This window comes from Mesorhizobium sp. CA15 (genome assembly GCF_020165215.1).
In the GTDB taxonomy this organism is placed as follows: Bacteria; Pseudomonadota; Alphaproteobacteria; order Rhizobiales; family Rhizobiaceae; genus Mesorhizobium.
The window spans coordinates 23,580-46,330 of the sequence record NZ_JAIUHQ010000007.1 but is presented as its reverse complement, the minus strand read 5'-3'; the positions used below and the strand labels follow the sequence as shown (position 1 = coordinate 46,330).

23 protein-coding genes and 2 pseudogenes are annotated in these 22,751 nt (G+C 64.7%); 10 read left to right on the top strand and 15 right to left on the bottom strand.

Going from position 1 to position 22,751, the window contains the following annotated elements; genetic code table 11:
* Positions 1–38 precede the first annotated feature (38 nt).
* The 6 genes from LB515_RS14110 (at position 39) to LB515_RS14085 (ending at position 7,772) form a co-directional block, all read left to right on the top strand.
* Positions 39–1,169 (top strand): patatin-like phospholipase family protein, encoded by a 1,131-nt coding sequence (locus LB515_RS14110; protein ID WP_224708078.1) that lies wholly within the window; start codon positions 39–41, stop codon positions 1,167–1,169.
* 123 nt (positions 1,170–1,292) lie between these two features.
* Complete coding sequence (locus LB515_RS14105) at positions 1,293–2,714, top strand: coniferyl aldehyde dehydrogenase (RefSeq protein WP_224708077.1); 1,422 nt, start codon at positions 1,293–1,295, stop codon at positions 2,712–2,714.
* Between the two features lie 61 nt (positions 2,715–2,775).
* Positions 2,776–2,994: a hypothetical protein gene (locus LB515_RS14100; protein WP_224532704.1), complete on the top strand. Its 219-nt coding sequence runs from the start codon at positions 2,776–2,778 to the stop codon at positions 2,992–2,994.
* An 86-nt stretch (positions 2,995–3,080) separates the two neighbouring features.
* Positions 3,081–4,265 (top strand): efflux RND transporter periplasmic adaptor subunit, encoded by a 1,185-nt coding sequence (locus tag LB515_RS14095; protein ID WP_224532703.1) that lies wholly within the window; start codon positions 3,081–3,083, stop codon positions 4,263–4,265.
* Positions 4,266–4,339: 74 nt separating this feature from the next.
* Positions 4,340–7,516, top strand: coding sequence for an efflux RND transporter permease subunit (locus LB515_RS14090; protein ID WP_224708076.1), 3,177 nt, complete (start codon positions 4,340–4,342; stop codon positions 7,514–7,516).
* A 97-nt stretch (positions 7,517–7,613) separates the two neighbouring features.
* Positions 7,614–7,772: a DUF3309 family protein gene (locus LB515_RS14085; RefSeq protein ID WP_040991775.1), complete on the top strand. Its 159-nt coding sequence runs from the start codon at positions 7,614–7,616 to the stop codon at positions 7,770–7,772.
* Positions 7,773–8,148: 376 nt separating this feature from the next.
* On the opposite strand, the pseudogene LB515_RS14080 reads toward LB515_RS14085, so the two are convergent.
* Positions 8,149–8,364 (bottom strand): annotated as a pseudogene (locus LB515_RS14080) (oxidoreductase); the annotation flags it as partial.
* Positions 8,365–8,367: 3 nt separating this feature from the next.
* Between LB515_RS14080 and LB515_RS14075 the strand changes: the two are divergent.
* A pseudogene (locus LB515_RS14075) lies at positions 8,368–8,544 on the top strand (LysR family transcriptional regulator); the annotation flags it as partial.
* Here LB515_RS14075 and LB515_RS14070 read toward each other — a convergent pair.
* The 3 genes from LB515_RS14070 to LB515_RS14060 form a co-directional block, all read right to left on the bottom strand.
* Positions 8,502–9,683 carry an MFS transporter gene (locus LB515_RS14070; RefSeq protein WP_224708075.1) on the bottom strand — a complete coding sequence of 394 codons (1,182 nt, stop codon included), beginning with the start codon at positions 9,681–9,683 and terminating at the stop codon, positions 8,502–8,504. The pseudogene LB515_RS14075 and the gene LB515_RS14070 overlap by 43 nt on opposite strands.
* Before the next feature lie 399 nt (positions 9,684–10,082).
* Complete coding sequence (locus LB515_RS14065) at positions 10,083–10,391, bottom strand: DUF1244 domain-containing protein (RefSeq protein WP_095767315.1); 309 nt, start codon at positions 10,389–10,391, stop codon at positions 10,083–10,085.
* A 23-nt stretch (positions 10,392–10,414) separates the two neighbouring features.
* Positions 10,415–11,212, bottom strand: a complete 798-nt coding sequence (locus tag LB515_RS14060) for an N-formylglutamate amidohydrolase (protein WP_224708074.1) — start codon at positions 11,210–11,212, stop codon at positions 10,415–10,417.
* A 235-nt stretch (positions 11,213–11,447) separates the two neighbouring features.
* On the opposite strand from LB515_RS14060, the gene LB515_RS14055 reads away from it, so the two are divergent.
* Both LB515_RS14055 and pyk read left to right on the top strand, forming a co-directional pair.
* On the top strand, positions 11,448–11,936 hold the full coding sequence (locus tag LB515_RS14055) for a DUF1036 domain-containing protein (protein ID WP_095767317.1): 489 nt from the start codon (positions 11,448–11,450) through the stop codon (positions 11,934–11,936).
* Positions 11,933–13,360, top strand: a complete 1,428-nt coding sequence (gene pyk / locus LB515_RS14050; RefSeq protein WP_095767318.1) for a pyruvate kinase — start codon at positions 11,933–11,935, stop codon at positions 13,358–13,360. The genes LB515_RS14055 and pyk overlap by 4 nt, the downstream gene beginning before the upstream one ends.
* A gap of 69 nt (positions 13,361–13,429) precedes the next feature.
* Here the strand turns inward: pyk and LB515_RS14045 are convergent, their stop codons facing one another.
* From LB515_RS14045 to ykgO, 3 genes are all read right to left on the bottom strand, one after another.
* The gene (locus tag LB515_RS14045; RefSeq protein WP_224708073.1) at positions 13,430–14,491 is read right to left on the bottom strand and encodes an alpha/beta fold hydrolase; all 1,062 of its coding nucleotides are present in this window, start codon (positions 14,489–14,491) and stop codon (positions 13,430–13,432) included.
* Positions 14,492–14,622: 131 nt separating this feature from the next.
* Positions 14,623–15,243: a tetratricopeptide repeat protein gene (locus LB515_RS14040; RefSeq protein ID WP_224708072.1), complete on the bottom strand. Its 621-nt coding sequence runs from the start codon at positions 15,241–15,243 to the stop codon at positions 14,623–14,625.
* Positions 15,244–15,371: 128 nt separating this feature from the next.
* Positions 15,372–15,497, bottom strand: coding sequence for a type B 50S ribosomal protein L36 (gene ykgO / locus LB515_RS14035; protein ID WP_040974291.1), 126 nt, complete (start codon positions 15,495–15,497; stop codon positions 15,372–15,374).
* Between the two features lie 234 nt (positions 15,498–15,731).
* Here ykgO and LB515_RS14030 point away from each other — a divergent pair, with 234 nt between their 5' ends.
* The gene (locus LB515_RS14030) at positions 15,732–16,154 is read left to right on the top strand and encodes a lysozyme inhibitor LprI family protein (RefSeq protein ID WP_224708071.1); all 423 of its coding nucleotides are present in this window, start codon (positions 15,732–15,734) and stop codon (positions 16,152–16,154) included.
* A 4-nt stretch (positions 16,155–16,158) separates the two neighbouring features.
* Here LB515_RS14030 and LB515_RS14025 read toward each other — a convergent pair whose 3' ends face one another.
* The 8 genes from LB515_RS14025 to LB515_RS13990 form a co-directional block, all read right to left on the bottom strand.
* The gene (locus LB515_RS14025) at positions 16,159–17,235 is read right to left on the bottom strand and encodes a 5-(carboxyamino)imidazole ribonucleotide synthase (protein ID WP_224708070.1); all 1,077 of its coding nucleotides are present in this window, start codon (positions 17,233–17,235) and stop codon (positions 16,159–16,161) included.
* Positions 17,232–17,729: a 5-(carboxyamino)imidazole ribonucleotide mutase gene (purE, locus tag LB515_RS14020; RefSeq protein ID WP_140723208.1), complete on the bottom strand. Its 498-nt coding sequence runs from the start codon at positions 17,727–17,729 to the stop codon at positions 17,232–17,234. The genes LB515_RS14025 and purE overlap by 4 nt, the downstream gene beginning before the upstream one ends.
* A 76-nt stretch (positions 17,730–17,805) precedes the next feature.
* Positions 17,806–19,011, bottom strand: coding sequence for an aminotransferase class V-fold PLP-dependent enzyme (locus LB515_RS14015; protein ID WP_224708069.1), 1,206 nt, complete (start codon positions 19,009–19,011; stop codon positions 17,806–17,808).
* 19 nt (positions 19,012–19,030) lie between these two features.
* Positions 19,031–19,492, bottom strand: coding sequence for a RidA family protein (locus LB515_RS14010; protein ID WP_095767324.1), 462 nt, complete (start codon positions 19,490–19,492; stop codon positions 19,031–19,033).
* A 37-nt stretch (positions 19,493–19,529) separates the two neighbouring features.
* Entirely contained in the window at positions 19,530–20,321 is a 792-nt protein-coding gene (locus LB515_RS14005) for an amino acid ABC transporter ATP-binding protein (RefSeq protein ID WP_224708068.1), read from the bottom strand.
* A gap of 3 nt (positions 20,322–20,324) precedes the next feature.
* Positions 20,325–20,975 carry an amino acid ABC transporter permease gene (locus tag LB515_RS14000; protein ID WP_224545560.1) on the bottom strand — a complete coding sequence of 217 codons (651 nt, stop codon included), beginning with the start codon at positions 20,973–20,975 and terminating at the stop codon, positions 20,325–20,327.
* A gap of 1 nt (position 20,976) precedes the next feature.
* On the bottom strand, positions 20,977–21,642 hold the full coding sequence (locus LB515_RS13995; protein WP_140841553.1) for an amino acid ABC transporter permease: 666 nt from the start codon (positions 21,640–21,642) through the stop codon (positions 20,977–20,979).
* Between the two features lie 117 nt (positions 21,643–21,759).
* Positions 21,760–22,590 (bottom strand): transporter substrate-binding domain-containing protein, encoded by an 831-nt coding sequence (locus tag LB515_RS13990; RefSeq protein WP_210200001.1) that lies wholly within the window; start codon positions 22,588–22,590, stop codon positions 21,760–21,762.
* Between the last annotated feature and the right edge of the window lie 161 nt (positions 22,591–22,751).

Here is a 22,751-nt window from a genome sequence, read left to right as displayed (position 1 = left end):
ACGCTGCGGTAGGCCGGCGCATCGAGACAAGGAACGCCATGGCGAAGAACGGCAAGGCGGAGGAAAAGAAGAAGATCAACATCGCGCTCCAGGGCGGCGGTTCGCATGGCGCCTTTTCCTGGGGCGTGCTCGACCGGCTGCTGGAGGACGGGCGGCTGGAGATCGCGGCGGTGTCCGGCACCAGCGCCGGCGCCATGAACGCGGTGGCGCTGGCCGACGGTTTTGTCCGGGGCGGCGTGGAAGGCGCGCGCAAGAAGCTCGAGGATTTCTGGCGGGCGGTGGCCTCGAAGGGCCGTTTCAGCCCGGTGCAGCGCATGCCGTGGGACGTGGTCTGGGGCAATTGGTCGATCGAGAACACGCCCGGCTATGTCTTCTTCGACACGATGTCGCGGGTGTTCTCGCCCTATGTCGCCAATCCGCTCGGCCTCAACCCGCTGCGCGATGTGGTGGCGAAGGAGATCGACTTCGACAATGTGCGCGCCTGCAAGTCGATGGAACTGTTCATCTCGGCGACCAATGTCGAGACCGGACAGCTGCGCGTCTTCTCCGACGGCGAGATCGACCTCGACACGGTGATGGCTTCGGCCTGCCTGCCGCAATTGTTCCGCGCCGTTGAGATCAAGGGCGTGCCCTATTGGGACGGCGGCTATGGCGGCAATCCGGCGCTTTATCCGTTCTTCAAGACGGCGGCGACCGAGGACGTGCTTCTGGTGCAGATCAATCCGGTGGTGCGCGAAGGCACGCCGAAGAGCGCCAATGAGATCCAGAACCGCATCGACGAGATCACCTTCAATGCCGGGCTGCTGCGCGAATTCCGCTCGATCGCCTTCGTCAAGGAGTTGATCGCGGCCGGACGCCTGCCGCATGGCGAATATCGCGACATCCGCATGCACCGCATCGACGCCGACGAGGCTTTCAAGGACCTCTCCGCGTCGTCCAAGGTCAACGCCGAATGGGCTTTCATCGCCTATCTGCGCGACCTCGGCCGCAGCGCCGCCAGCGACTGGCTGGAAGAGAATTACGACGCCGTCGGCAGCCAAGCGACGCTCGACCTGTCGGGCGAGCTCGACGACGGCTTCAGGCCGATGCGCGGCCCGGCGCCGGGGCGTCGCGTCAAGGAGTTCCTGGCAGCGCACATTAAGCCGGAATCCGCGCGCCGCCGCGCCTGATGTCTTCCATACCTGTTAGCAAGTCCGCTCCGGCTGTCAGCATCTTCCCCAGCGGAACCGGGGCAATGCTGGATTCGGTTGTCGGGCCGATATAGCTTACCTGAACGTAAAGGGGAGGTCGCGATGCTGCAAACCAGACAAAACGCTCTCGGGGTCAGGTTTGAGGCGCAGTGCAGGGCCTTCGAGAAGGAGCCGTTCCCGACGCTGGACGTGCGCAAGGATCGGCTGAAGCGCCTGCTGGCGCTCACTGAAAAGCACGAAGCCGAAATTTGCGCTGCGATAGACAGCGATTTTTCGGCCCGCTCGGCTCAGGAGACGCGGCTTGCCGAACTGTTCGTCGTGCGCGCCGGCATCAGGCATGCGCTGTCGCATCTCGGCGCCTGGATGCGCGAGCGCCGCGTCGCCACCAGCCTGCCGTTCCTGCCCGGCCGCAACCGCCTCTTGCCGCAGCCGCTCGGCGTCGTGGGCATCGTCTCGCCCTGGAACTATCCTTTCCAGCTCGCCATCGCGCCGGCGACCGCCGCTCTGGCCGCCGGCAACCGCGTGCTGATCAAGCCTTCGGAGCTGACGCCGAAATTTTCGGACCTGCTCGCCAGCCTGGTCGAAAAATATTTCGCCGCCGACGAGGTTAGCGTGGCGGTCGGCGACGCGGAGGTCGGCAAGGCTTTCGTGTCCTTGCCGTTCGACCACCTCCTGTTCACGGGCTCGACCGCCGTCGGCCGCCAGGTGGCACTGGCTGCCGCGGCCAATCTGACGCCGGTGACGCTCGAGCTCGGCGGCAAGTCGCCGGCGATCTTCGATCCCTCCTGCGATCTCGATGCGGCGGTCGCCAGCGTCGCTTATGGCAAGCTGCTCAATGCCGGCCAGACCTGCATCGCGCCCGACTATCTGATGGTCCCGCAAGGCCAGGGCGCTGCGGTCGCGGCCAAGTTCGCGGCGGCAATCGCGAAGCTCTATCCGCGCCTCGGCGACAATCCCGACTATACGGCGATCGTCAGCGAGCGGCATCATCGGCGGCTGAGCGATATGATCGCCGAGGCGCGCGACGCCGGTGCCGACATTATCGAGGTCAATCCTGCGAACGAGAAGCTCGGCATCAGCGACCGCAAGATGGCGCCCGTGCTGGTGCGCAATGCCGGCGAGACTCTGCGGCTGATGCGCGAGGAGATTTTCGGACCGGTGCTGCCGATCGTCGAATATGGCAGCGTGGACGAGGCTATCGATCATGTGAACCGGGGCGAGCGTCCACTGGCGCTTTACTGGTTCGGCAGCGACAGCGCCAATCGCCACAGGGTCATGCGCGAAACCGTGGCCGGCGGCGTCACGGTCAATGACTGCATGATGCATCTGGCGCAGGAGCGGCAGCCCTTCGGCGGCGTCGGCGACAGCGGCATGGGCGCCTATCACGGCGAGTGGGGTTTTCGCACCTTCAGCAAGGAAAAGCCGATCTTCATCCAGTCGAAGCTCAGCGCCGGCGGCCTGCTGCGCCCGCCCTATGGCAAGACATTCGAGCGTCTTTTCCGGCTGCTGAAGCTCATCACTTGACAGCTTCAGCCCGGGAATGGCGGGGACGGACCGCGGTCAACGCGGATGATCGGCGCTTCATATGGGAGCTTTCCGCATCATCCTGACGGCTGCTGCCAGTAACGTCAGGGAAGCCATGGAAAACTATTGGCGCGCCGGAAAAAAGCGCAGCCGTCTGGCAGAAAAGCTTGGATTTGTCGAGGAACCACGTTCCACTTCGCAATGCTACCACAACTTTTCCGACTATATTGCGCCGCAACTTTCAGGTAGAAGCTGCGCTTCGCCGATCACGGCAAATTGAACTAGGCCCCGCGCACACCCATATCGGCCGCGCGCCCGAAGTCGGAAGCGCCGACCTCGCCAGGTCCTGCAACGGAAAAAATGACGATGCCGAAAATCAGGTTTCACAAGCTTGCTGCCATTGTCGTGCTCATCGGATTCGCGGCCTGGATGGGCACGGGTGAGTTTTCGTCCGTCGGTAGCGCCGCCGACAAGTCGGTCGCCACGGACAAGCACGCCGACGCCGGCAAGCCCGCTCAGCCGGAGGCCACCAAGCAGGACGCCGCGCAAGCCGAGCCCAAGGCCGCGTTGCGCACGGTCGCGGTGGTGACGCCGCCGCGCAAGACCTATGCGCGCGCCATCCGCATCTCCGGCCTGACCGAGGCCGACAAGCGGGCCGTGCTGGCGACGCGCGTCGCCGGCGTCATCGAGAAGTTGCCGGTCAAGCAGGGCGACCGCGTCAAGACCGGCGACCTCGTGCTGATGCTCGCGGCCGAGGAGAAGATCTCCAACGTCGACAATGCCAAGCAATTGCTGGCGCAGCGCAAAGCCGAGCTCGATGCCGCCGAGCGGCTGGCCAAGACCGGCAATCTGCCGAAGCTGCAGCTCGATACCGCCCGCTCCAACCTGACGCTGGCGCAATCGCAGCTGGACACCGCGCAGGCGGAGCTCGACCGCAACGAGGTCAAGGCGCCATTCGACGGCGTCATCGACCGCATCCCGGTGGAGCTCGGCAGCTCGGTGATGCAGGGCGGCGAGGTGGCGACAGTCCTGAAGCTCGATCCGGTCATCGCCCGCGGCGAGATCAGCGAGCGCGACCTGCGCTACGTCAAGATCGGCGACGAGGCCGATGTCCGCCTCGTCAACGACCAGAAGGTCACCGGCACCGTGCGCTACATCAGCCGCGATGCCTCGGCGCAGACCCGCACCTTCCGCGTCGAGGTGGCGATACCCAATCCCGACGGCTCCATCCCCGCCGGCATGACGGCCGAGATCGCGCTCAGCGCCGAGCCGACCAACGCGGTCATGCTGCCGCGTTCGGTGGTGACGCTCGGCGACAAGGGCGACCTCGGCATTCGCGCCGTCGGCAAGGACGACAAGGTGGCGTTCTTTCCGATCGACCTGGTCGACGACACGCCGCACGGCCTGGTGCTGGGCGGCATTCCGCAAGATGCGCGCATCATCGTCGCCGGCCAGGAGCTGGTGAAGGAGGGCGATCCGGTGAAGCCCGTCGAGGCCGACCAGGCGACCATCAACAAGCTGATCGGCGAAGCCACCGCCGGCACGCAGTAAAGCAGGACGCGTCCGTCGCCGGCCCAATCCGGCGATGGCAGTCCGCAGCCCCCGAAGCATAACAGGCCGAAGTCATGGATATCGTCAGACTCGCCATCAACAACGCTCGCCTCACCATATCGGCGCTGCTGTTTCTGGTCGTTGCGGGCTGGGTCGCCTACCAGTCCACGCCGAAGGAAGCAGAGCCCGACGTTCCGATTCCGATGATGTATGTCAGCCTGATCTATCAGGGCATCTCACCGGAGGATTCCGAGCGCCTGCTGCTCAGGCCGATGGAAAGCAAGCTTAAGAGTCTCAAGGGGCTCAAGGAGATGCGCTCAGCCGCCTTCCAGGGCGGCGGCTATGTGCTGGTCGAATTCCAGCCGCAGACGGATCTCGCGACGGCGCTGCAGGATACGCGCAGCAAGGTGCAGGACGCCAAGGCCGACCTGCCGCAGGCGGCGGAAGAGCCGACCGTCAACGAGGTCAACGTCTCGGAATTCCCGGTTCTGGTCGTCACACTTTCCGGCGATGTGCCGGAGCGCGTGCTGACGTCGGCCGCGCGCGAGCTGCGCGACCGCATCGAGGAGGTGCCCGGCGTGCTCGAAGGCTCGCTGCAGGGCGCTCGCGACGACCTTGTCGAGGTGGTCGTCGATCCGGTGAAGCTTTCCTCCTACGGACTGCAGCTCGACCAGGTGATCCAGGGCGTCGCCTCCTCCAACAGCCTGGTCGCGGCCGGCAATCTCGAAGGCTCGGAAGGCAAATACGCGGTCAAGGTGCCGTCGCTGATCGAGACGCCCGAGGACGTCGCCAACCTGCCGGTGGTCGCCACGCCGAACGCCGTGGTCCAGGCCAAGGACATCGCGACCATACGCTCGACCTTCAAGGACGCCGAGACGGTCACTCGCCTCAACGGCAAGCCTGCGATCGCCATCGAAGTCAAGAAGCGCATAGGCGCCAACCTGATCGACACGTTGAACCACGTCAGGGAAGTGTCGGATACCTTTATCAAGACCATGCCCGAGGGCATGCATGTCACCTACACGCAGGACAAGTCGGTCTTCGTCAACCAGCTGCTGGGCGACCTGCAGAACCATGTGATGATCGCCGTCATCCTGGTGTTCATCGTCATCCTCTACGCGCTGTCGGGGCGGGCCTCGCTGCTCATCGGGCTTGCCATCCCGTCATCGTTCCTGATGGGCATCCTGCTGCTTGCCATGATGGGCTACACGATCAACATGATCGTGCTGTTCAGCCTGATCCTGGCCGTAGGCATGCTGGTGGATGACGCCATCATCGTCACCGAATTCGCGGAACGGCGCATGAGCGAGGGCATGCCGAAGGCGGATGCCTTCGCGCTGGCAGCCAAGCGCATGGCCGGGCCGGTGATCGCGGCGACGATGACACGCATTGCCGCCTTCTCGCCGCTGCTGTTCTGGCCGGGCATCATCGGCGACTTCATGAAATATATGCCGATCACGCTGATCGTGACGCTGTCGGCCTCGATGCTCTACGCGCTGGTCTTCGCGCCGACTTTGGGCGCGATCTTCGCCAAGGCGCCGGAGCATCACGAGGAAGGCAACCGCGACGGCTGGTACATGGCGGTGGTCAAGCAGGCGGTGCGCTTCCCGATCACGGTGATCCTGCTCACCGTCGGACTTCTGGTCGGCGTCGGCTTCGCCTATTCGAAATATGGCGCCGGCGTCGAGTTCTTCCCCAGCGTCGAGCCGGATTACGGCCTGCTCTATGTGCATGCCCGCGGCAATCTTTCGCTGGCCGAAATGGACGCCGCGACGAAGACGGCGGAGAACCGTCTGCTCGGCTGGCCCGGCGTGAAGTCGGTCTATACCCGCGTCGGCAAGACGCAAGGCGGCGGCCAGGACATTCCGGAAGACGTGGTCGGCGTCATCCAGTACGAGTTCGTCGATTGGCGCGAGCGCAAGTCTGCCAACCAGATCCTCGACGACCTGCGCGGCGTGATGGCCGGCATTCCCGGCGTCGATGTCGAAGTGCGCGTGCCGGAAGCCGGCCCGCCGACCGGCAAGCCGATCCAGATCAGGCTTTCGGCCGTCGACCCGGCCGGGCTCGACGACAAGGCGCGCGCGGTCGCGGCACGCATCGCCAAGATCCCCAATGTCATCGACATTTCGGACGGCCTGCCGCCGCCCGGTGTCGATTGGGCGATCGAGGTCGACCGCGCCAAGGCGGCGCAATACGGCATCAGCCCGACTTCGGTCGGCACGGTGGTGCAACTGGTGACCAACGGCCTCAAGCTGTCGGAATACCGGCCGGCCGGTGCCGACGATGCGGTCGACATCCGGCTCCGCCTGCCCGAGGACCGGCGCACGCTGTCGACGCTCGACGAGCTCAGGGTGCAGACCTCGCAAGGGTCGGTGCCGATCTCGAACTTCGTCGTGCGCAAGCCGGAGCCGACCGTCGGTATCCTGAACCGCATCGACGGCGCGCGCACCGTGGTCGTGCAGGCCAATGTCAGCGCCGGCGCGCAGGTCGCGGCGGTGCAGGAGCAGGTGACCAAGGCCGTCAGCGATATGGATCTCGGCAGCGGCATCCGCTGGAAGCTCGCCGGCTCCAACGAAGACAGCGCGGAAGCCAGCGCCTTCCTCGGCAAGGCCTTTGGCGCGGCGATCTTCCTGATCTTCCTGGTGCTGCTTGCGCAGTTCAACAAATTCACCAGCGTGTGGCTCGTCCTGTCCTGCGTGGTCATGGCGACGATCGGCGTGTTCCTCGGATTGCTTCTGACAGGCGAGGCCTTTGGCATCGTCATGTCGGGCATCGGCGTCATCGCGCTGGCCGGTGTGGTGGTGAACAACAACATCGTGCTCATCGACACTTACGACCGGTTGCGCGAGGAAGGCTGGGACAAGATGGATGCGGTGCTGCAGACCTGCCGCGAGCGCGCCCGTCCGGTGGTGCTGACGGCGGTGTCGGCCATCCTCGGCGTGCTGCCGATCGCCTTCGGCCTCGGGCTCGAAATCTTCCATCACGAAACGACGATCAACGCGCCGTCGACGCAATGGTGGATCTCGCTGTCCTCGGCGATCGTCTTCGGCCTGTCTTTCGCCACCCTGCTGACGCTGGTGGTGACGCCCTCGATGCTGATGGTGTTCACCCGCGCCAAGGTGAAGCCCGGCCAGCGCCGCGGCTGGTTCAGCCGCCTGTTGCGGCGCGGCAAAGGCAAGGTCATGACCGACGAGCCGGCCAGCGAGACGGGCGCGGGGTCGGCGGAGACCTTCCCGAAAGCCGCGGAATAGAGCGTTTCACAACCCCAAGGAAAAAAGCCGCCCGGGAACAACCGGGCGGCTTTTTGCATTGTTCCCTCGAAGTTCAACCAGACGGCGAGGGTTTTTCATGACGATCGGCACAATTCTCGTAATTATCCTTATCCTGATCCTGATCGGCGCCGTGCCGGCATGGCCGCATTCGCGATCCTGGGGCTACGGCCCCTCGGGCATCGTCGGCGTCATCCTGGTCGTGCTGTTGATACTCTTGTTGATGGGCAGGATCTGACCGGTTCCTCGGTCCAGGGATTTGAAAGGCTGCAGCCAGCGCAAACGCTGGGAATTAGCTGAAGCTTTGCCCAATCTCGTCATTCCAGGGCGGAGCAGCCGCGAAGGGGCGTCGCGGAGACCCTGGAATCCATTCCGTGAACTGGGCCGTGGGATGCGGCGAAGCAGAATTCTGCACCCTTGCTACGCTTCGAGGTCACGGAATGGATCCTCGGGTCTGCGCGCGTCGCTTCGCTCCTTGCTCCGCCCGTGGATGACGAGGTTGGGAGGCCTCAGCCAGTCTCCAAGGCATACGGCCTGCCAACGCAGACATGCCCGACCGATCCTTGTAGTTTGCAGCCGGGCTGCCGGATCGGCCGCTTTTTGGCATGCTGCGATCAGGCGGCGAGGCGCGACGGCTCCGCGGCGACGCCGATATCCTGCAATGCTTCCTTCACAGCCTGGTCGAGCGGGGTGTGCGGGATTTCGCCGATGACCTCCTCCATCCGCGTCGAGACCAGCCGGCGCGCTTCGAAGCGCAGATAGGACATCGAGACGATCTCGCGCCACATGGCCACGAACGGGCTGCCGGCGCGCAGCACCCACCAGGGCATGCCGATCCGAACCTGGAAAAACTGTTGCCCGATTTGCCCCCGCCGGTTCTGCCTGTCTGGCTCGCCATGCATCGCGACGTGCGCACCAGCATGCGCATCCGCCGCGTGGCGGATTTCCTGCATGAGGAACTGAAGCGCTATTCGGCCGGTATGGGCTCGGGCGCGAATTCGGCCCGGTGAGCGAGGCCGGCCATCAAGAGCACGACGACCAGCAGCGCGGACAGCGCAACGAAGATCGGGCCGAAGCTCGAATGCTCGGCGACGAAGCCGATTGCCGACGGCGCCACCAATATGCCGGAATAGCCCATGGTGGTGACGACGCTCATGCCGGTGCCGGACGACATGCCTTCCTGATTGCCGCCGGCCGAAAAGATGATCGGCACCATGTTGGCAATGCCGAAGCCGCAGAAAGCAAAGGCGGTTATGGCAAGGTAAGGCGAGGGCGAGAGGCCGGCGACCAGCATGCCGGCGGCGGCGACCAGCGCGGAGCCGCGCAAGGTCGACACCGCGCCGAAGCGGTTGCGCACGCCGTCGCCCAGGAAACGCATCAGCGCCATGACCCCGGAGAAGGCGGCATAGGCCAGCCCGGCGACCGCGAGATCGGCGCCCAGTTCCTGGTGCAGGAAGAGCGCCGCCCAGTCGAGCACCGCGCCCTCCGAGATCATGGTGAGCAGCGCCATCAGCCCGACCAGATAGACGGCCATGTGCCGCGGCAGCGTGAACTTCTGGTGCTCGACCGCCTGCGGCCGGCCCTCGGCGATGAGATAACGAACGGCAAACGCGATGACGGCAAAGGCGATCACCGTCACCGCGACGGCATGGGCAAGATAGCCGTAATTCTGGATCGAGTAGCCGCCGAGCGCGCCACCGGCGAAGCCGCCGAGGCTCCAGAAGCCGTGCGACGACGACATGATCGCGCGCGAAAGCCGCCTTTCCACCACGACGGCATTCGAGTTCATCGCGACATCCATGCCGCCGATTGAGCCGCCGAAGACGAGCATGGCAATCGCCGCCAGCGGAACGTTGGGGGCGAGCGCCACGATCAGCAGGCCGAAGCTGCCGCAAACACCGAACCAGCGCGTCACCCTGCGCGAGCCGTGCCGGGAGATCAGATGGCCGCACCAGGTCATGGCGATGACCGCGCCGACGCCGAACAGGAGGATCAGCAGGCCGAGGGTGAATCGGGTGATGTCGAGCCGGGTGAGGAACACCGGGATCTGCGGCGCCCAGCTGCCGGTCAAGAAACCATTGGCGAGGAAAATACCGGCGACGGCCCAGCGGCCGCGCGCCGCGGCCTGCATCGTGGTTTGCACGCTCATGGTCTGAAATCCGCCATGCAAAGGATTCCCGCGGCAAATTAGATCGATTCAATTCGTAGTCAAGGACCGCAGCGGGGAAGTGTTTGGACCAAGGGCGCGATCGGGGACGAGGCGTTGTTCATGGCGGGCTGCTGCTTTGGCGATTAGCCGAGACGCCTCTCCCATCGTCATCCACGGGCGGAGCAAGGAGCGAAGCGACGCGCGTAGACCCGAGGATCCATTCCGTGACTTAAGAGCGCCGCCACGATGCAGAAGCTTCTCCGGGGTCGCGCCGTTACGATTGTTCTGGACCGCAGCATTTTTCGGCAGGCGTCACGGAATGGATTCTAGGGTCTCCGCGACGTCGCTTCGCGACTGCTTCGCCCTAGAATGACGAAGTCGCGAAAGCGTTCGGCATCGCTAATGATCCTTTGGCCGCCGCGCTTCGAATTCCGCCTTCTTGGCTTCCGACGCCTCGGTTTGGTTGAGCGCCTGCCATTCGGCATAGGGCATGCCGTAGATGATCTCGCGCGCAGCGTCTTTCGACAACGCCACACCCTCGGCCTCGGCGGCTTCGCGATACCAGTTGGATAGGCAGTTGCGGCAGAAGCCGGCGAGGTTCATCAGGTCGATGTTCTGGACATCGCCGCGCTCGCGCAGATGCGCCACCAGCCGGCGGAACGCGGCTGCCTCGAAATCGCGTTTCTGGTCATCGTTGAGCTCGGTCATGGGGAACTCCGCCGTCGGTCTCGTCACACAGGTCCGGTGCGCGAGCCGAACATTTTCACCTGATGTATATCGGGCCGCCGGTCGATGGCGTCAACGATCGGCGCCAGGCGTTCGGCCCAGGCCAAGGCGCCGGCGCGGTCGGCGATCAGGTCCTGACGGATTTCGATCAGAGCATGTGCGTAGCCGTTGACGATGGCGTGGCGGAACATGGTGTCGCCGCGCAGCGCGCCGTCATAGGGTTCGTTGTCGCCGACGACGAGGGACTTGTCCTCGGCCAGCATGTCGATCAGCGGCCGCGCCACGCGGTCGTCTCGGTCCCACAGGACGCCGACATGCCAGGGGCGGACAAAACCCTGCATCGCCGGCGTGAAGGAATGCACGGAGAGGATGAACGGCGCCTTGCCCGAAGCATGGGCGACGGAGGCGATCATCGCCCCGACGGCGTCGTGATAGGGCCGGTAGAAACGGTCGAGCCGCCGCTCGCGCTCCTCCCGGGTAATTGGATAGTTTCCCGGCACCACGGTCCCGTCATAGAGCTGGCGGATCATGGTTGGATCGTCCTCGCCCCGGTTGGGGTCGATCAGCAGCCGCGAGAAGCCGGCAAGCACCGCCGGCACGTCAAGCGTAGCGGCGAGCTCGCGCGTCACCGTCTCGACGCCGATGTCATAGGCGATGTGACGGTCGAATTCGGACGCCGGCAAGCCGAGACTGCCGTATTCGTCGGGGAGATCGCGGCGGGCGTGGTCGGCGAGAAGCACGACGCCTTTCTTGCGGTCGCCCTCGACTATGTCGAACGGCGTGAAAACTGTGGATCGGGTCATCGGCTGAAAAGGGGATGGCGGCTGCGATGTGCTATCGTCATTCCACGAAGAGGACGCCGGCGCAATGCCGTTGTTTGGCCAAGGTTTCCGCAAAAAATCCCCGACCGAGGGAGAATTTGCGCGACGGGCCCTTCTAAATCGATTGGAATTGAACAAAACGGCGCGTTGACATGCGCCCGGAGTTTGCTGAAAAGGGCTTCGAGAGATGCAAATGTGGTTCGCAAGGGGATCTGCGATGGGTTTTGCCGGTCGGTTGCGCAAGCGCCTGGCCGTGCCGTTGCTGATCGTCGGCGCGGGTTTTTTCGCGATAGCCGCGACCTCGCCGGCCCGGGCCGACTTCCGCGTTTGCAACGCGACGCAAAATCTGGTGGGCGTCGGCATCGGCTATCGCGCCAAGGCCGGCTGGATCACCGAGGGCTGGTGGCACATCGAAGGATCGACCTGCAAGACGCTGATCGAGGGTCCGCTGTCATCAAGGTTTTACTATCTTTATGCAGAAGACGCCGAACGTGGCGGGCGCTGGGACGGCCCGATCAACATGTGCGTCGCCGAAAAAGAGTTCAAGATAGCCGGCGTGAATGATTGCGTCGCCCGGGGCTTCCAACGCGCCGGATTTCAGGAATATGACACGGGCGAGCAGGCCAGCTGGATGGTCCAGCTGACCGACGAGCCCGCAACGGGAGGCGCGCCAGCGACCCCCGCTCCGGGAACAAACAGTCAATGAGACGTAGCCGCAAGGTCAAGATCCTCGCCACCATCGGTCCGGCTTCCTCCTCCGAGGAGATGCTGAGAAAGCTCTTCGAAGCGGGCGCAGATGTCTTCCGCATCAATATGAGCCATACCGACCACGAGCTGATGCGCACGCTGGTCGGCCGCATCCGCGCCGTCGAGGCGGCCGTCGGCCGACCGATCGGCATCCTGGCCGACCTGCAGGGCCCGAAGCTCAGGGTCGGCAAGTTCGCCAACGTCAAGGAAGCGCTAGCTGTCGGCCAGACTTTCACGCTCGACGACAATCCCGAAGCCGGCACGTCGAAGCGGGTATATCTGCCGCATCCCGAAATCCTGAGTTCGGTCGAGGCCGGTCACCGTCTTTTGATCGACGACGGCAAGCTGGAGCTGAAGGCGCTGAAGAGCGACGGCAAATCGATCACCTGCACGGTCGTCGCCGGCTCGGGCATTTCCGACAAGAAGGGCGTCAGCCTGCCCGACACCGACCTGCCGGTCGGCGCGCTGACCGAGAAGGACCGTGCCGATCTCGACGCGGTTCTTGCCACCGGCGTCGACTGGGTGGCGCTGTCCTTCGTGCAGCGGCCGGAGGACCTGGCGGAGGCCCGCAAGATCGCGCGCGGCCGCGCGCTGATCATGGCCAAGATCGAGAAGCCGCAGGCGGTGGCCCGACTTCCTGAGATCATCGAGCTCTCCGACGCGCTGATGGTCGCCCGCGGCGATCTCGGCGTCGAGATGCCGCTGGAAGCCGTGCCCGGCATCCAGAAGCAGATCACGCGCGCGGCGCGCCGCGCCGGCAAGCCGGTGGTGATCGCCACGCAGATGCTGGAATCGATGATCACCGCGCCCGTGCCGACCCGCGCCGAGGTCTCCGACGTGTCGATCGCCGTCTTCGAAGGCGCGGACGCGATCATGCTTTCGGCCGAATCTGCGGCCGGCGCCTATCCGGTCGAGGCGGTCGCCATGATGAACCGCATTGCCACCAAGGTCGAAACCGACCCGACCTATGCCGGCATCATCAATGCGCAGCGCTCGGAGCCGGAAGCCACCGGCGCAGACGCCATCTCGCTGGCCGCGCGCGAGATCGCCGAGACGCTGAAACTGTCGGCGATCATCTCCTACACCGCGTCGGGCACCACCGGTCTGCGCGCCGCGCGCGAGCGCCCGCAGGTGCCGATCGTGGCGTTGTCGCCGATCGTCAACACGGCGCGCCGGCTGTCGCTCTTGTGGGGCACGCATTGCGTCGTCTCGCCGGACGCGACCGACCTCGACGACATGGTCGACCGGGCCTGCCGCATCGCGCTGGAGGAAGGCTTCGGCAAGCCGGGCGACCGCGTCATCATCACGGCCGGCGTGCCGCTGCGGACGCCGGGCTCGACCAATATGCTGCGGATTGCCTATGTGGGGTCGGAGACTCACTAGGGCGTAGTCGATATTCGGGTGAGGCCGGCTCCGAATCTCAACACGCCCTTGGCGCTTGAACCTCCGAGTTCAGCCCGGCGCGAGTTCTGCGTCTGGCACCCGGAGCTCAGGACATTTGCCGGCGCCCTGCGCGTCGCCGGCGATCCGGCCTTCCGCGGTCTTGGCGATCGCCTGCAAATCGATCTGCGCGCCGGCCACTTTCGCAATGGCGCCGACCACGAGGTCGGGCGCGATCCAGTCCGGCTTGTGGCCGAGATTGTGGATCCAGACCAGCTCGGCGCCGGGAATGTCGCGTTCCACGCCGATGGAATGGATTGTCGCGTAGACCACCTTGTCGCGATCGCCCGAGATGACGACCGTCGGCGCCTTGATTGCGCGATAGCCAGGCGAGGCGGCGCGGACATAGTCGTAGAGCTGGGCGACATCGCGGGCGTTGGCGCGGAAGGCGGACGGCCGCAGCACCAGCGGGATCGAGGCATTGTCGACATAGGAGTCCGGCACAGCGTTCGGCGAGAAGACGCAAGACGTCGCGCCGCCGATCTGCAGCATGCCGGCCGGATAGGCGAGCGTTTCGGAAAACAGCCAGCCGATCGCCGGCGTGGCCGTGAGCTTGTAGTACCAGGCGGTCGCGCCTGACGGCCAGGGATGCGTGGCGGGCGAAAGGAAGACGAGGCCAAGCGTTTTTTCCGGATGCTGACGGGCGAAGGCCGTGGTAATCGCGCCGCCGAAGGAATGGGCGACGATGACTGCGTCGCGGATACTCAGCCGGTCCATCAACGCGGCGATAGTATCCGCCTGCTTCGCCAACGTCTCATTGTCTCCGCGCTCCGACCAGCCGAGCCCCGGGCGGTCCAGGAACAGCATTTCGGCGCGACCCTCGAGGAGGGGCTTCAGCGGCAGCATCTGGTCCTTGAGATTGGCGCTGGCGCCATGGATGAAGACGACCGGCGGCAGGTCGGCGCCGGCGGGCGCCGGGATATGGACGTAATGGATGCGCGCGCCATCGATCTCGGCGAAGGCGCCGATAGGCGGGCTGCGCCGCTCGACCAGCCAGACGCCGGCGCGGGTGACGCCGGCGAAGGCAAAGAGGAGAGCGACGAGGAAGAGGAGGGCGGCGCAGATGAGGTTCATGCGGAGGGATATGGTGGTAGGCCGGATTTAGTTTAGGGGAGTAGGGGAGTAGGGGAGTAGGGGAGTAGGGCAGTAGGCAGTAGGCAGTAGGTTGCTCTCTTTCCTATTGCCTACTGCCCAATTCCTACTGCCTAAATCCCCTCGCCGGCGAGCTCTTCCGAGAGCGTCGAGACCTGGTTCTGGGCGCTGCGCATCATCGGGTAGATCGCCAGCACCTTTTGCCAGGCCTCCAGCGCCGACTGCTTGTGGCCGGTTTCGGCCATGATCTGAGCGAGGCCCGAAAGCGCGCCGAAATGGCGCGGCTCGAGCTGCAAGGTGCGGTCGATGTCGGCCATCGACTTCCCGTAATTCTTCATCATGAAATGGACGGTGGCGCGGCGGTTCCAGCCTTCGGCATAGTCGGGCTGCAAGGTCACGACCTGGTCGAGGAAGTCGAGGGCGACGTCGAATTTCTGGTCTTCCGTCGCCTTTTGCGCCCATTGCATCATCAGGTCGATCGAGGCACTGCCCGACTGGTTCCACTCGTTCCAGATGCGGCCGGCGATGCGCTCGGCGGCCTTTTCATTGCGCTCGCGCTTCAACTCGGCGAAGAGCTGGTCGAGGCGGCCCTGCCTGGTCGGAGCGGCGGGTGGCGGTGTTGTGGCGGGTGGCGCGGCATCTGGCGGTAGCGCGCCGGGCACCGTTTCTGCCCCTGCAGGCAAAACTGTGCCGGAGAGCAAAAGGGCGGCGAGAAATGCAAAACGAATCCGCATCGCCGGAATCTAGTCCCGGACGGCGGATCGTCAAAGCGATTTTAGCGTGAGAGCGCCGGCGAACCGGCAATCGACACCAGCGCGGCGAGGACGCCGCGCAGCAAGCGACAGCAAGCTGCGCTCAAGCCTCAGCCCTGGCGCGCCTTGTAGCGCGGAGCGGTCTTGTTGATGATGTAGATGCGTCCCTTGCGGCGAACCAGCCGGTTGTCGCGGTGACGCGCCTTGAGCGCCTTGAGCGAATTCTTGATCTTCATGGTCTTGCCTGTTCGGTCAGGGCCCGTCCCGGGCCGAATTTTAAAGGCGCGCCCGGAAAAAAGCGCGCCTTGAACTTGGCGTGGCTCATAAACGAGGAGTGTCGTCCATGTCAACCACGTGACGGTGCCCGATTAGGGCAATCGGCGCGATCCATCAAATATTCGCCAGCGCGGCATTGCGCGACTCATGGGTGGCTGGGATGGTGGCCCACGCCCGAGCGACTGGAGATTCCCATGCGCCGTCTGGTTTTGTCCGCCTGCCTGGCCCTTCTAGCGACCGCTCCGGCAGCCTTTGCCGAGGACTGCGACCGCAACGACGACAGCCAGTCGATGCTGAACATCTGCGCGGACGCCGACTACCAGGCGGCCGATGCCAAGCTCAACGCCGCCTACAAGAATATCGTCGGCAGCAACGATCAGGCTTCAAACAAGCTGCTGCAGACGGCGCAACGCGCCTGGATCGCCTTTCGCGATGCCGAATGCGCCTATTCGACTGCCGACAGCGAGGGCGGCTCCATCCATCCGATGGAGGTTTCGCAGTGTCTGACGACGCTCACCGATGAACGCACCAAGCAGTTGACCTCCGACGCCAGCTGCAAGCTGAGCGATCCGAGCTGCGCGGGCTCAGAGGGAGACGACGACCAGGATATGCAATAGGGCGTTATCGCGACCTGATGAGACGCGTGAAATGGCCCATCTTGCGGCCGGGACGCGACTCGGCCTTGCCGTAGAGATGCAACATCAGGTCGGGTTCGTTAAGCAGCGCCGGCACTTTCAGCATGTCGTCGCCGATCAGGTTTTCCATCACGCAGTCAAAATGCCGGGCGGGCGAACCTAGCGGCAGGCCGGCGACGGCGCGGATATGCTGCTCGAACTGCGAGACGACGCAGGCGGCCTCGGTCCAGTGGCCGGAATTGTGCACGCGCGGCGCCAGCTCGTTGGCCAGAAGCGCGCCGTCGGCCAGCACGAAGAACTCGACGCCGATGACGCCGACATAGCCGAGCGCGGAAAGGATTTTCGCGGCTGCCTCCTTGGCAGCGGCTTCCGTCTCCGGACGAATGGCCGCCGGCAAAGTGGAGCTGCGCAATATGCCTTCGCGGTGGACGTTTTCGGCCGGATCGAAGACGGCGATATTTCCGTCGAGGCCACGCGCGGCGATCACCGAAATCTCGCGCTCGAAAGCGACCAGCGATTCCAGGATCAGCGGCACATTGCCCATCGCCTCGCAGACGCCGGCAAAGCCGCCGGTCTGCATGTTGCGGAAGACGCGCTGGCCCTTGCCGTCATAGCCCATGCGGCGGGTCTTCAGCACGCCGCTGCCGTTGAACGTTTTGAGGGCCTCGGTCAGTTGATCGTCATTGTCGACCGGACAGAACTCCGCCGTCGGGATGCCGATGCCGTTGAGAAAACTTTTTTCGGTGAGGCGATCCTGCGCGACTTCAAGCGCGCGGGCCGGCGGATAGACCGGGACCGTTACAGCCAGCGTTTGCGCCGCGGCGACCGGGACGTTCTCGAATTCATAGGTGATGACCGCGCTGACGCTGGCCAGATCGGCGAGCGCCGCCGGATCGTCATAGGCGGCGACGATTTGGCGGTTGGCGACCTGCGCGGCCGGGCAGTCGGCCTGCGGTTCCAGCACAACGATACGGTAGCCGAGCCGCGCCGCGGCCATCGCCAGCATGCGGCCAAGCTGGCCGCCGCCGATGATGCCGATGGTCGATCCGGGCGCCAGGCTCACGGCGTGTCCGTCGGCTCGGCGGCAACCTTGGCGGTCTGCGCCGAGCGCCAGGCGTCGAGCCGGGCAGCGAGCTTATCGTCGTTCAGCGCCAGCACCGCCGCAGCGAGAAGTGCTGCATTGGCGGCGCCCGCCTTGCCGATCGCCAACGTGCCGACCGGGATGCCGGCCGGCATCTGCACGATGGAGAGAAGCGAGTCCTGGCCCGAAAGCGCCTTGGATTCCACCGGAACGCCGAACACCGGCAGAGGCGTCATCGCCGCCGTCATGCCGGGCAGATGCGCGGCGCCGCCGGCGCCGGCGATAATCACCTTGTAGCCGGCCGCCTTGGCACCCTTGGCAAACTCATAGAGGCGGTCGGGGGTGCGGTGCGCTGAGACGATCAGCCTTCTGTGCGGGATGCCCAGCGCCTCCAGCGTTTCCGCCGCCTGGCGCATCGTCGCCCAGTCGGACTGGCTGCCCATGATGATGGCGACGTCGGCACGCTGATCGGTCAAGGCTTCGCTCCCCGGCGGCAAAGGCGCGCCTTAGCGGAATTCGCCGATAGCCGCAAGATTGTCGATGCGCACCGAGCTAATCCGGCCAGCGCAGCGATCCTGCCGAATCCTTGCGCGCGATTTTCATCGCATCGGACGGGCGCTCCTTCGCCGTCAACACGGCGCGCAACTGCTCGGCGACGATCTCCGCCTCGCCGGGATGCAAATTGCAGGGGTCGAGGAAGAAATGGCCGCGCTCGACCTCGTGGTTGCGGACGATAACCGGCGGCGAGCCGGCAGCCAAAGCGGAAGCGAGGCCTGCGGCGGTGAAGCGGCTTTCCGGGCGCACGAAGACCTGCAGGCGGTCGAGCGGATTGTTGGTCGGGTCGGGAATGATCTCAGCACTGATGCCGGGGATGCCTTGAAGTGAACCCTTCCACAGATTGAGCGCCGCCTCCTCGCGCCGGCGGATGCCGGCATGGTCGCGCTTTTCCCAGGCGTCGAGCGCCGCCATTGTGCCGGCGATGCTTTCCTTGCCGACCTTCATCGCGCGGGCCACGCCGCGGTTCTGCAGGTAGGCGGCGCGTACCAGGTCCTTGCGGCCGGTGACGATGCCGCTGGTCGGACCGCTGAGGAATTTGTGGCCGCTATAGACGACGATATCGGCGCCGCGCGCCAGGAAGCTGCGCAGGTCATATTCGGACGCGGCATCAACGATCACTGGAATGTTCTTGGCATGACAGATCTCGCAGAATTCCTCCAGCGAGAGCATGCCGTATTGCACGGTGTGGTGGGCGACGACGTAGAGAGCCGCCGCCGTCCGTTCATTGATCGCCTCGCGCACATGGTAGTCCTGGGTGACGCTGACGGTGCCCGCCGGAATGACCTTGGCGCCGGCGACGCGGATCGACTGGTCGATGGGCGCGCCATAGTTGACGATGTGGCCGAGTTGGATCACGACCTCCGACTTCAGCCCTTCGGTGTCGTCCGGCAGGCGTTCGATCGCGAGAAGGTTGTTGCCTGTCATTGCGCCGGCGATGGCCATGGTGATGCCCGAGGCGCAGCAGGCGGTGATGAAGCCGGCCTCGCCGCCGGTGAGGCGTGCGACCACCGCGCTCGCGGCGCGCTGCAAATCGTCCATCTCCACCCATTGCGAAGCGATTTCGGCCATGGCGCTGATCGCTTCGGGAACGATGATCGAGGCGCCCAGCGCCGTCATCGTGCCCGAGACATTGATGATTGGCCTCAAGCCCAGCCGCTCGCGGATGGTGGTGTTGGAGCCGGTGTCGGAATAGGTCTTCATGTGAGTGGACTCCGTTAAGTCAGGCGGCGATCTCCACGACCGCTTCGATTTCGACAGTGATATTGCGTGGCAGCGAGCCGACGCCGATGGCCGAGCGAGCATGGCCGCCAAGCTTGTCGAAAACATCGGCGAAGAGGTCCGAGCAGCCATTGACCACTTTGGGGTGGTCGCTGAAGGTCGGCGTGGCGTTGACGAAGCCGAGCAGCTTCACGACCCGCACAATGCGGCCGAGATCGCCCGCCGCGGCATGCATGACGGCGAGCAAATTGAGGCCGGTGAGGCGGGCATGCTCATAGGCCTGCTCGACGGTGACGTCATCGCCGACCTTGCCGGTGCAAAGCGTGCCGTCGGCACGCAGCGGCCCCTGTCCCGAAAGAAAGATCAGCCGGCCGCTCTCGGCATGGGTGACGAAATTGGCGATGGGCGTCGGCGGCTCCGGCAACGTCAGGCCAAGCTCGGCGAGCCGTATGTAAGGCGACATGGAAGGGTACTCCCTGGATGGCCGAGGCCATCCGCTTTCAGAAATGCGAGGCGCGGAAACGCGCCAGAAATGCGCGGAGGCGCTCGTTGGTCGTTTCCGCCGCGAGCACTTCTTTCGGCGGACCGACGGCCGAGACACCGCCATCGGCCATGAAGACGATGCGGCTGGAGGCGTCACGGGCGAAGGCCATCTCGTGCGTGACCATCACCATGGTCATCCCGTCTTCGGCGAGGCTGCGGACCACCGCCAGCACCTCTCCGACGAGCTCCGGGTCGAGCGCCGAGGTGATCTCGTCGAGCAGCAGGATTTTGGGCTCCATGGCGACTGCGCGGGCAATGCCGACTCGCTGTTGCTGGCCACCCGAAAGTTCGGCGGGCAGGCTGTCTGCCTTGTGGGCGAGGCCGACGCGGCTCAGCCAATGCTCGGCGATCGAGCGCGCCTCCGTCTTGCTCCTGCCGCGCACCTTGGTCAGGCCGAGCATGATGTTGCCGGCGGCGGTCAGATGCGGGAAGAGGTTGAAGCTCTGGAACACCATGCCGGTCTCGGCGCGCATGGCGGCCAAATCGCGTTCGCTGCGCCGCTGGCGCGCGCCGCCGTCGCGAAAGCCGACCTCCTTGCCGTCGATGCGAATCGAGCCGCTGTCATAGCTTTCGAGGAAGTTGACGCAGCGCAGCAGCGTGGTCTTGCCGCTGCCCGAAGGGCCGATGATGGTCACCACCTCGCCCTTCGCCACCTGCAAGCTGACCGAGCGCAGCACACTGACCGAGCCGAAGGATTTCGAGACCTCGGCAATGTCGAGAAGCGCTGGGTTGTCGTTCGAACTGGCCATCACTTAATCCCGGATGAAAGCGAAGCGCCGTTCCAGCCGCCGGCTGGCATAGGAAAGCGCATAATTGACGGCGAAATAGATGAGGGCGCCGAGGATATAGAGCGGCATCGCCTCATAGGTGCGGCCGATGACCTGGTTGATCGCCTGCATCAGATCGGTGATGCCGAGCAGCGAAACCAGCGCGCTGCCCTTCACGGCATCGGTGACGCCGTTGATCCAAGGCGGCAGGAAGCGGCGGAAGGCCTGCGGGAAGATCACCGAGGTGAGGCGCTGGCGGAACGTGAGACCGATCGCCATCGCCGCTTCCGACTGGCCTTTCGGGATCGAGGCGACGGCGCCGCGCAGATATTCGACGACCTGCGCCGTCTTGAACAAGGTCAGCGCCAGCACCGCCGCCCAGAAGGACTGAAGGTGCACGCCGACCGCGGGCAGGCCGTAATAGACGAAGAACATCAGCACCAGGATCGGGATGCCGCGGATGGTGTCCGAGAAGATGCGCACTGCCCAACGCAGCGGCGCTGGGCCGTAGACCAGGCCGACCCCCAGCAGGACCCCGGCGATCAAGGACAGGACCACGACCAGCAGCGAGACCCATAAGGTCACGGCGAAGCCTTCGGCGAGAAACGGCAGGGCGTAGAGGATCTGGCTCAGCATCTCAGCGCGCCGCCCTGAACCGGCGTTCGACCAGCCGCAGCGCAAACAGCAAGGTGTAGCCGGTCACCAGATACATCGCCGTCGTCACCAGATAGACTTCGACGATGCGGAACGTGTTGAAGTTGATCCACTGGGCGCCGTAGGTGAGCTCGGGGACCGAGATCACCGAGGCGATCGAGGTGTCCTTGAACAGTGAGATGAAGGTGTTGGACAGTGCCGGCAGCGTGATGCGCAGCATCGTCGGCAGGCGTACGTGGATCAGGCGCTGCCATGGGGTAAGGCCGATCGCCTTGCCGGCGTCGAGCTGACCGCGCGGCACCGCTTCCAGGCCCGAGCGGAACACCTCGACGAGATAGGCGCCGCTATAGACCGATAGCGTCAGGACAAACGAGGTAGGGGCGCTGTAGGCAAGGTCGACGACCGTCGGTAGGCCGTAGAAGACCAAATAGACCAGCAGGATCAGCGGTACGTTGCGGATGAATTCGACATAGGCGGCGATGATGGCGCGCACCACGCGTCCGGCCGAGACATACCAGACGGCCAACACCAAACCGATGACGATGCCGATGGCGATCGAGATGACGGCAAGCTCAAGGCTGAGCAGCAAGCCACCCCATAGCTTGTCGAAATGCCGCCAGATCAGGTTGAAATTGAGCGTATAGCCCATGCGTCCGTCTCAATGACCCGCGGTGAACATAGCATTCATCATTCGCATGGGCCGGTGTGAGGAGAACAGGCGGAAGAACGGTTGCCCCGCTCTTCCGCCGGTTGGTCGTGTGGCGCGTCAGATGACCGGGAATCCCGGATGGCGCGGCGGCGGCTCCTGACCGAAATATTCCTTGAAGGCGGCATCGTAGAGCGCCGTCTCATGGCCGAACATGGCGATGGTGAAGGTCTGGTTGACGAAGGTCAGCCAGTCGAGGTCGCCTTGCCGGACCGCAGCGCCGTAAAGCATCGAGTACCAGCTCTTGCCGGCGTCGAAATACTTGTCGGGATTGCGCGAGGCGAGCCAGCGCACCGTCGACAGATCGACAGCGGCGGCATCGGCACGCTTGGATTCCAACGCCTGCAGAACGTTCGCCTGGGTATCGATCTGCAGCACCTGCGCCTGCGGCAAGGCAAAATGCACCGAGCTTTCGGCGTCGACATTCTGCAGGATCGAGATGCGCGTGGCGGAACCGTTCGCCAGGAGCTTGTCGAAGGTCTTGTTCTCGGAGCCGGGCAAAGTCAGCAGCGCGACGCCTTCAACGTAATATGGCCGCGAGAAGTGGATCAGCTGCGAGCGCTGCGCCGTCATGGTCATGAACTGGATGGTGATGTCGACCTTGTTGGTCGTCACGTTCGGAATACGCTGCGCCGGATCCTGCATGACGAACTCGACCTTGGTCGGGTCGTCGAAGAGGCCCTTGGCAAGGATGCGGCCCATGGTGATGTCCATACCGACCAGCTCGCCGGCATCGTTTTCGAAATGCCACGGCGCGTTGGTGCTGCCGGTGCCGACGATGAGCTTCCCGCGATCGAGCGCGGTGCGCAGGACGCTGTCGGACGCGGCTTGCGCCGCCGCCTTCTCGGCGCTGATGGCGGTGAGCGCGCCGGCGGTAGCCAGGCCCGCCATTCCCAGTTTCAGAAAATCACGTCTGCCGGATGTGTCGTTCACGGCGACCTCCTTTGATGGTGTGTTCCCCAATGCAGCAGAGATACGCGTCGCAATCAGCGATTGTCTCTTACAAGAGACGTGTGTATCCTGTACAAGACAGATACTAGCACTAGGAATCG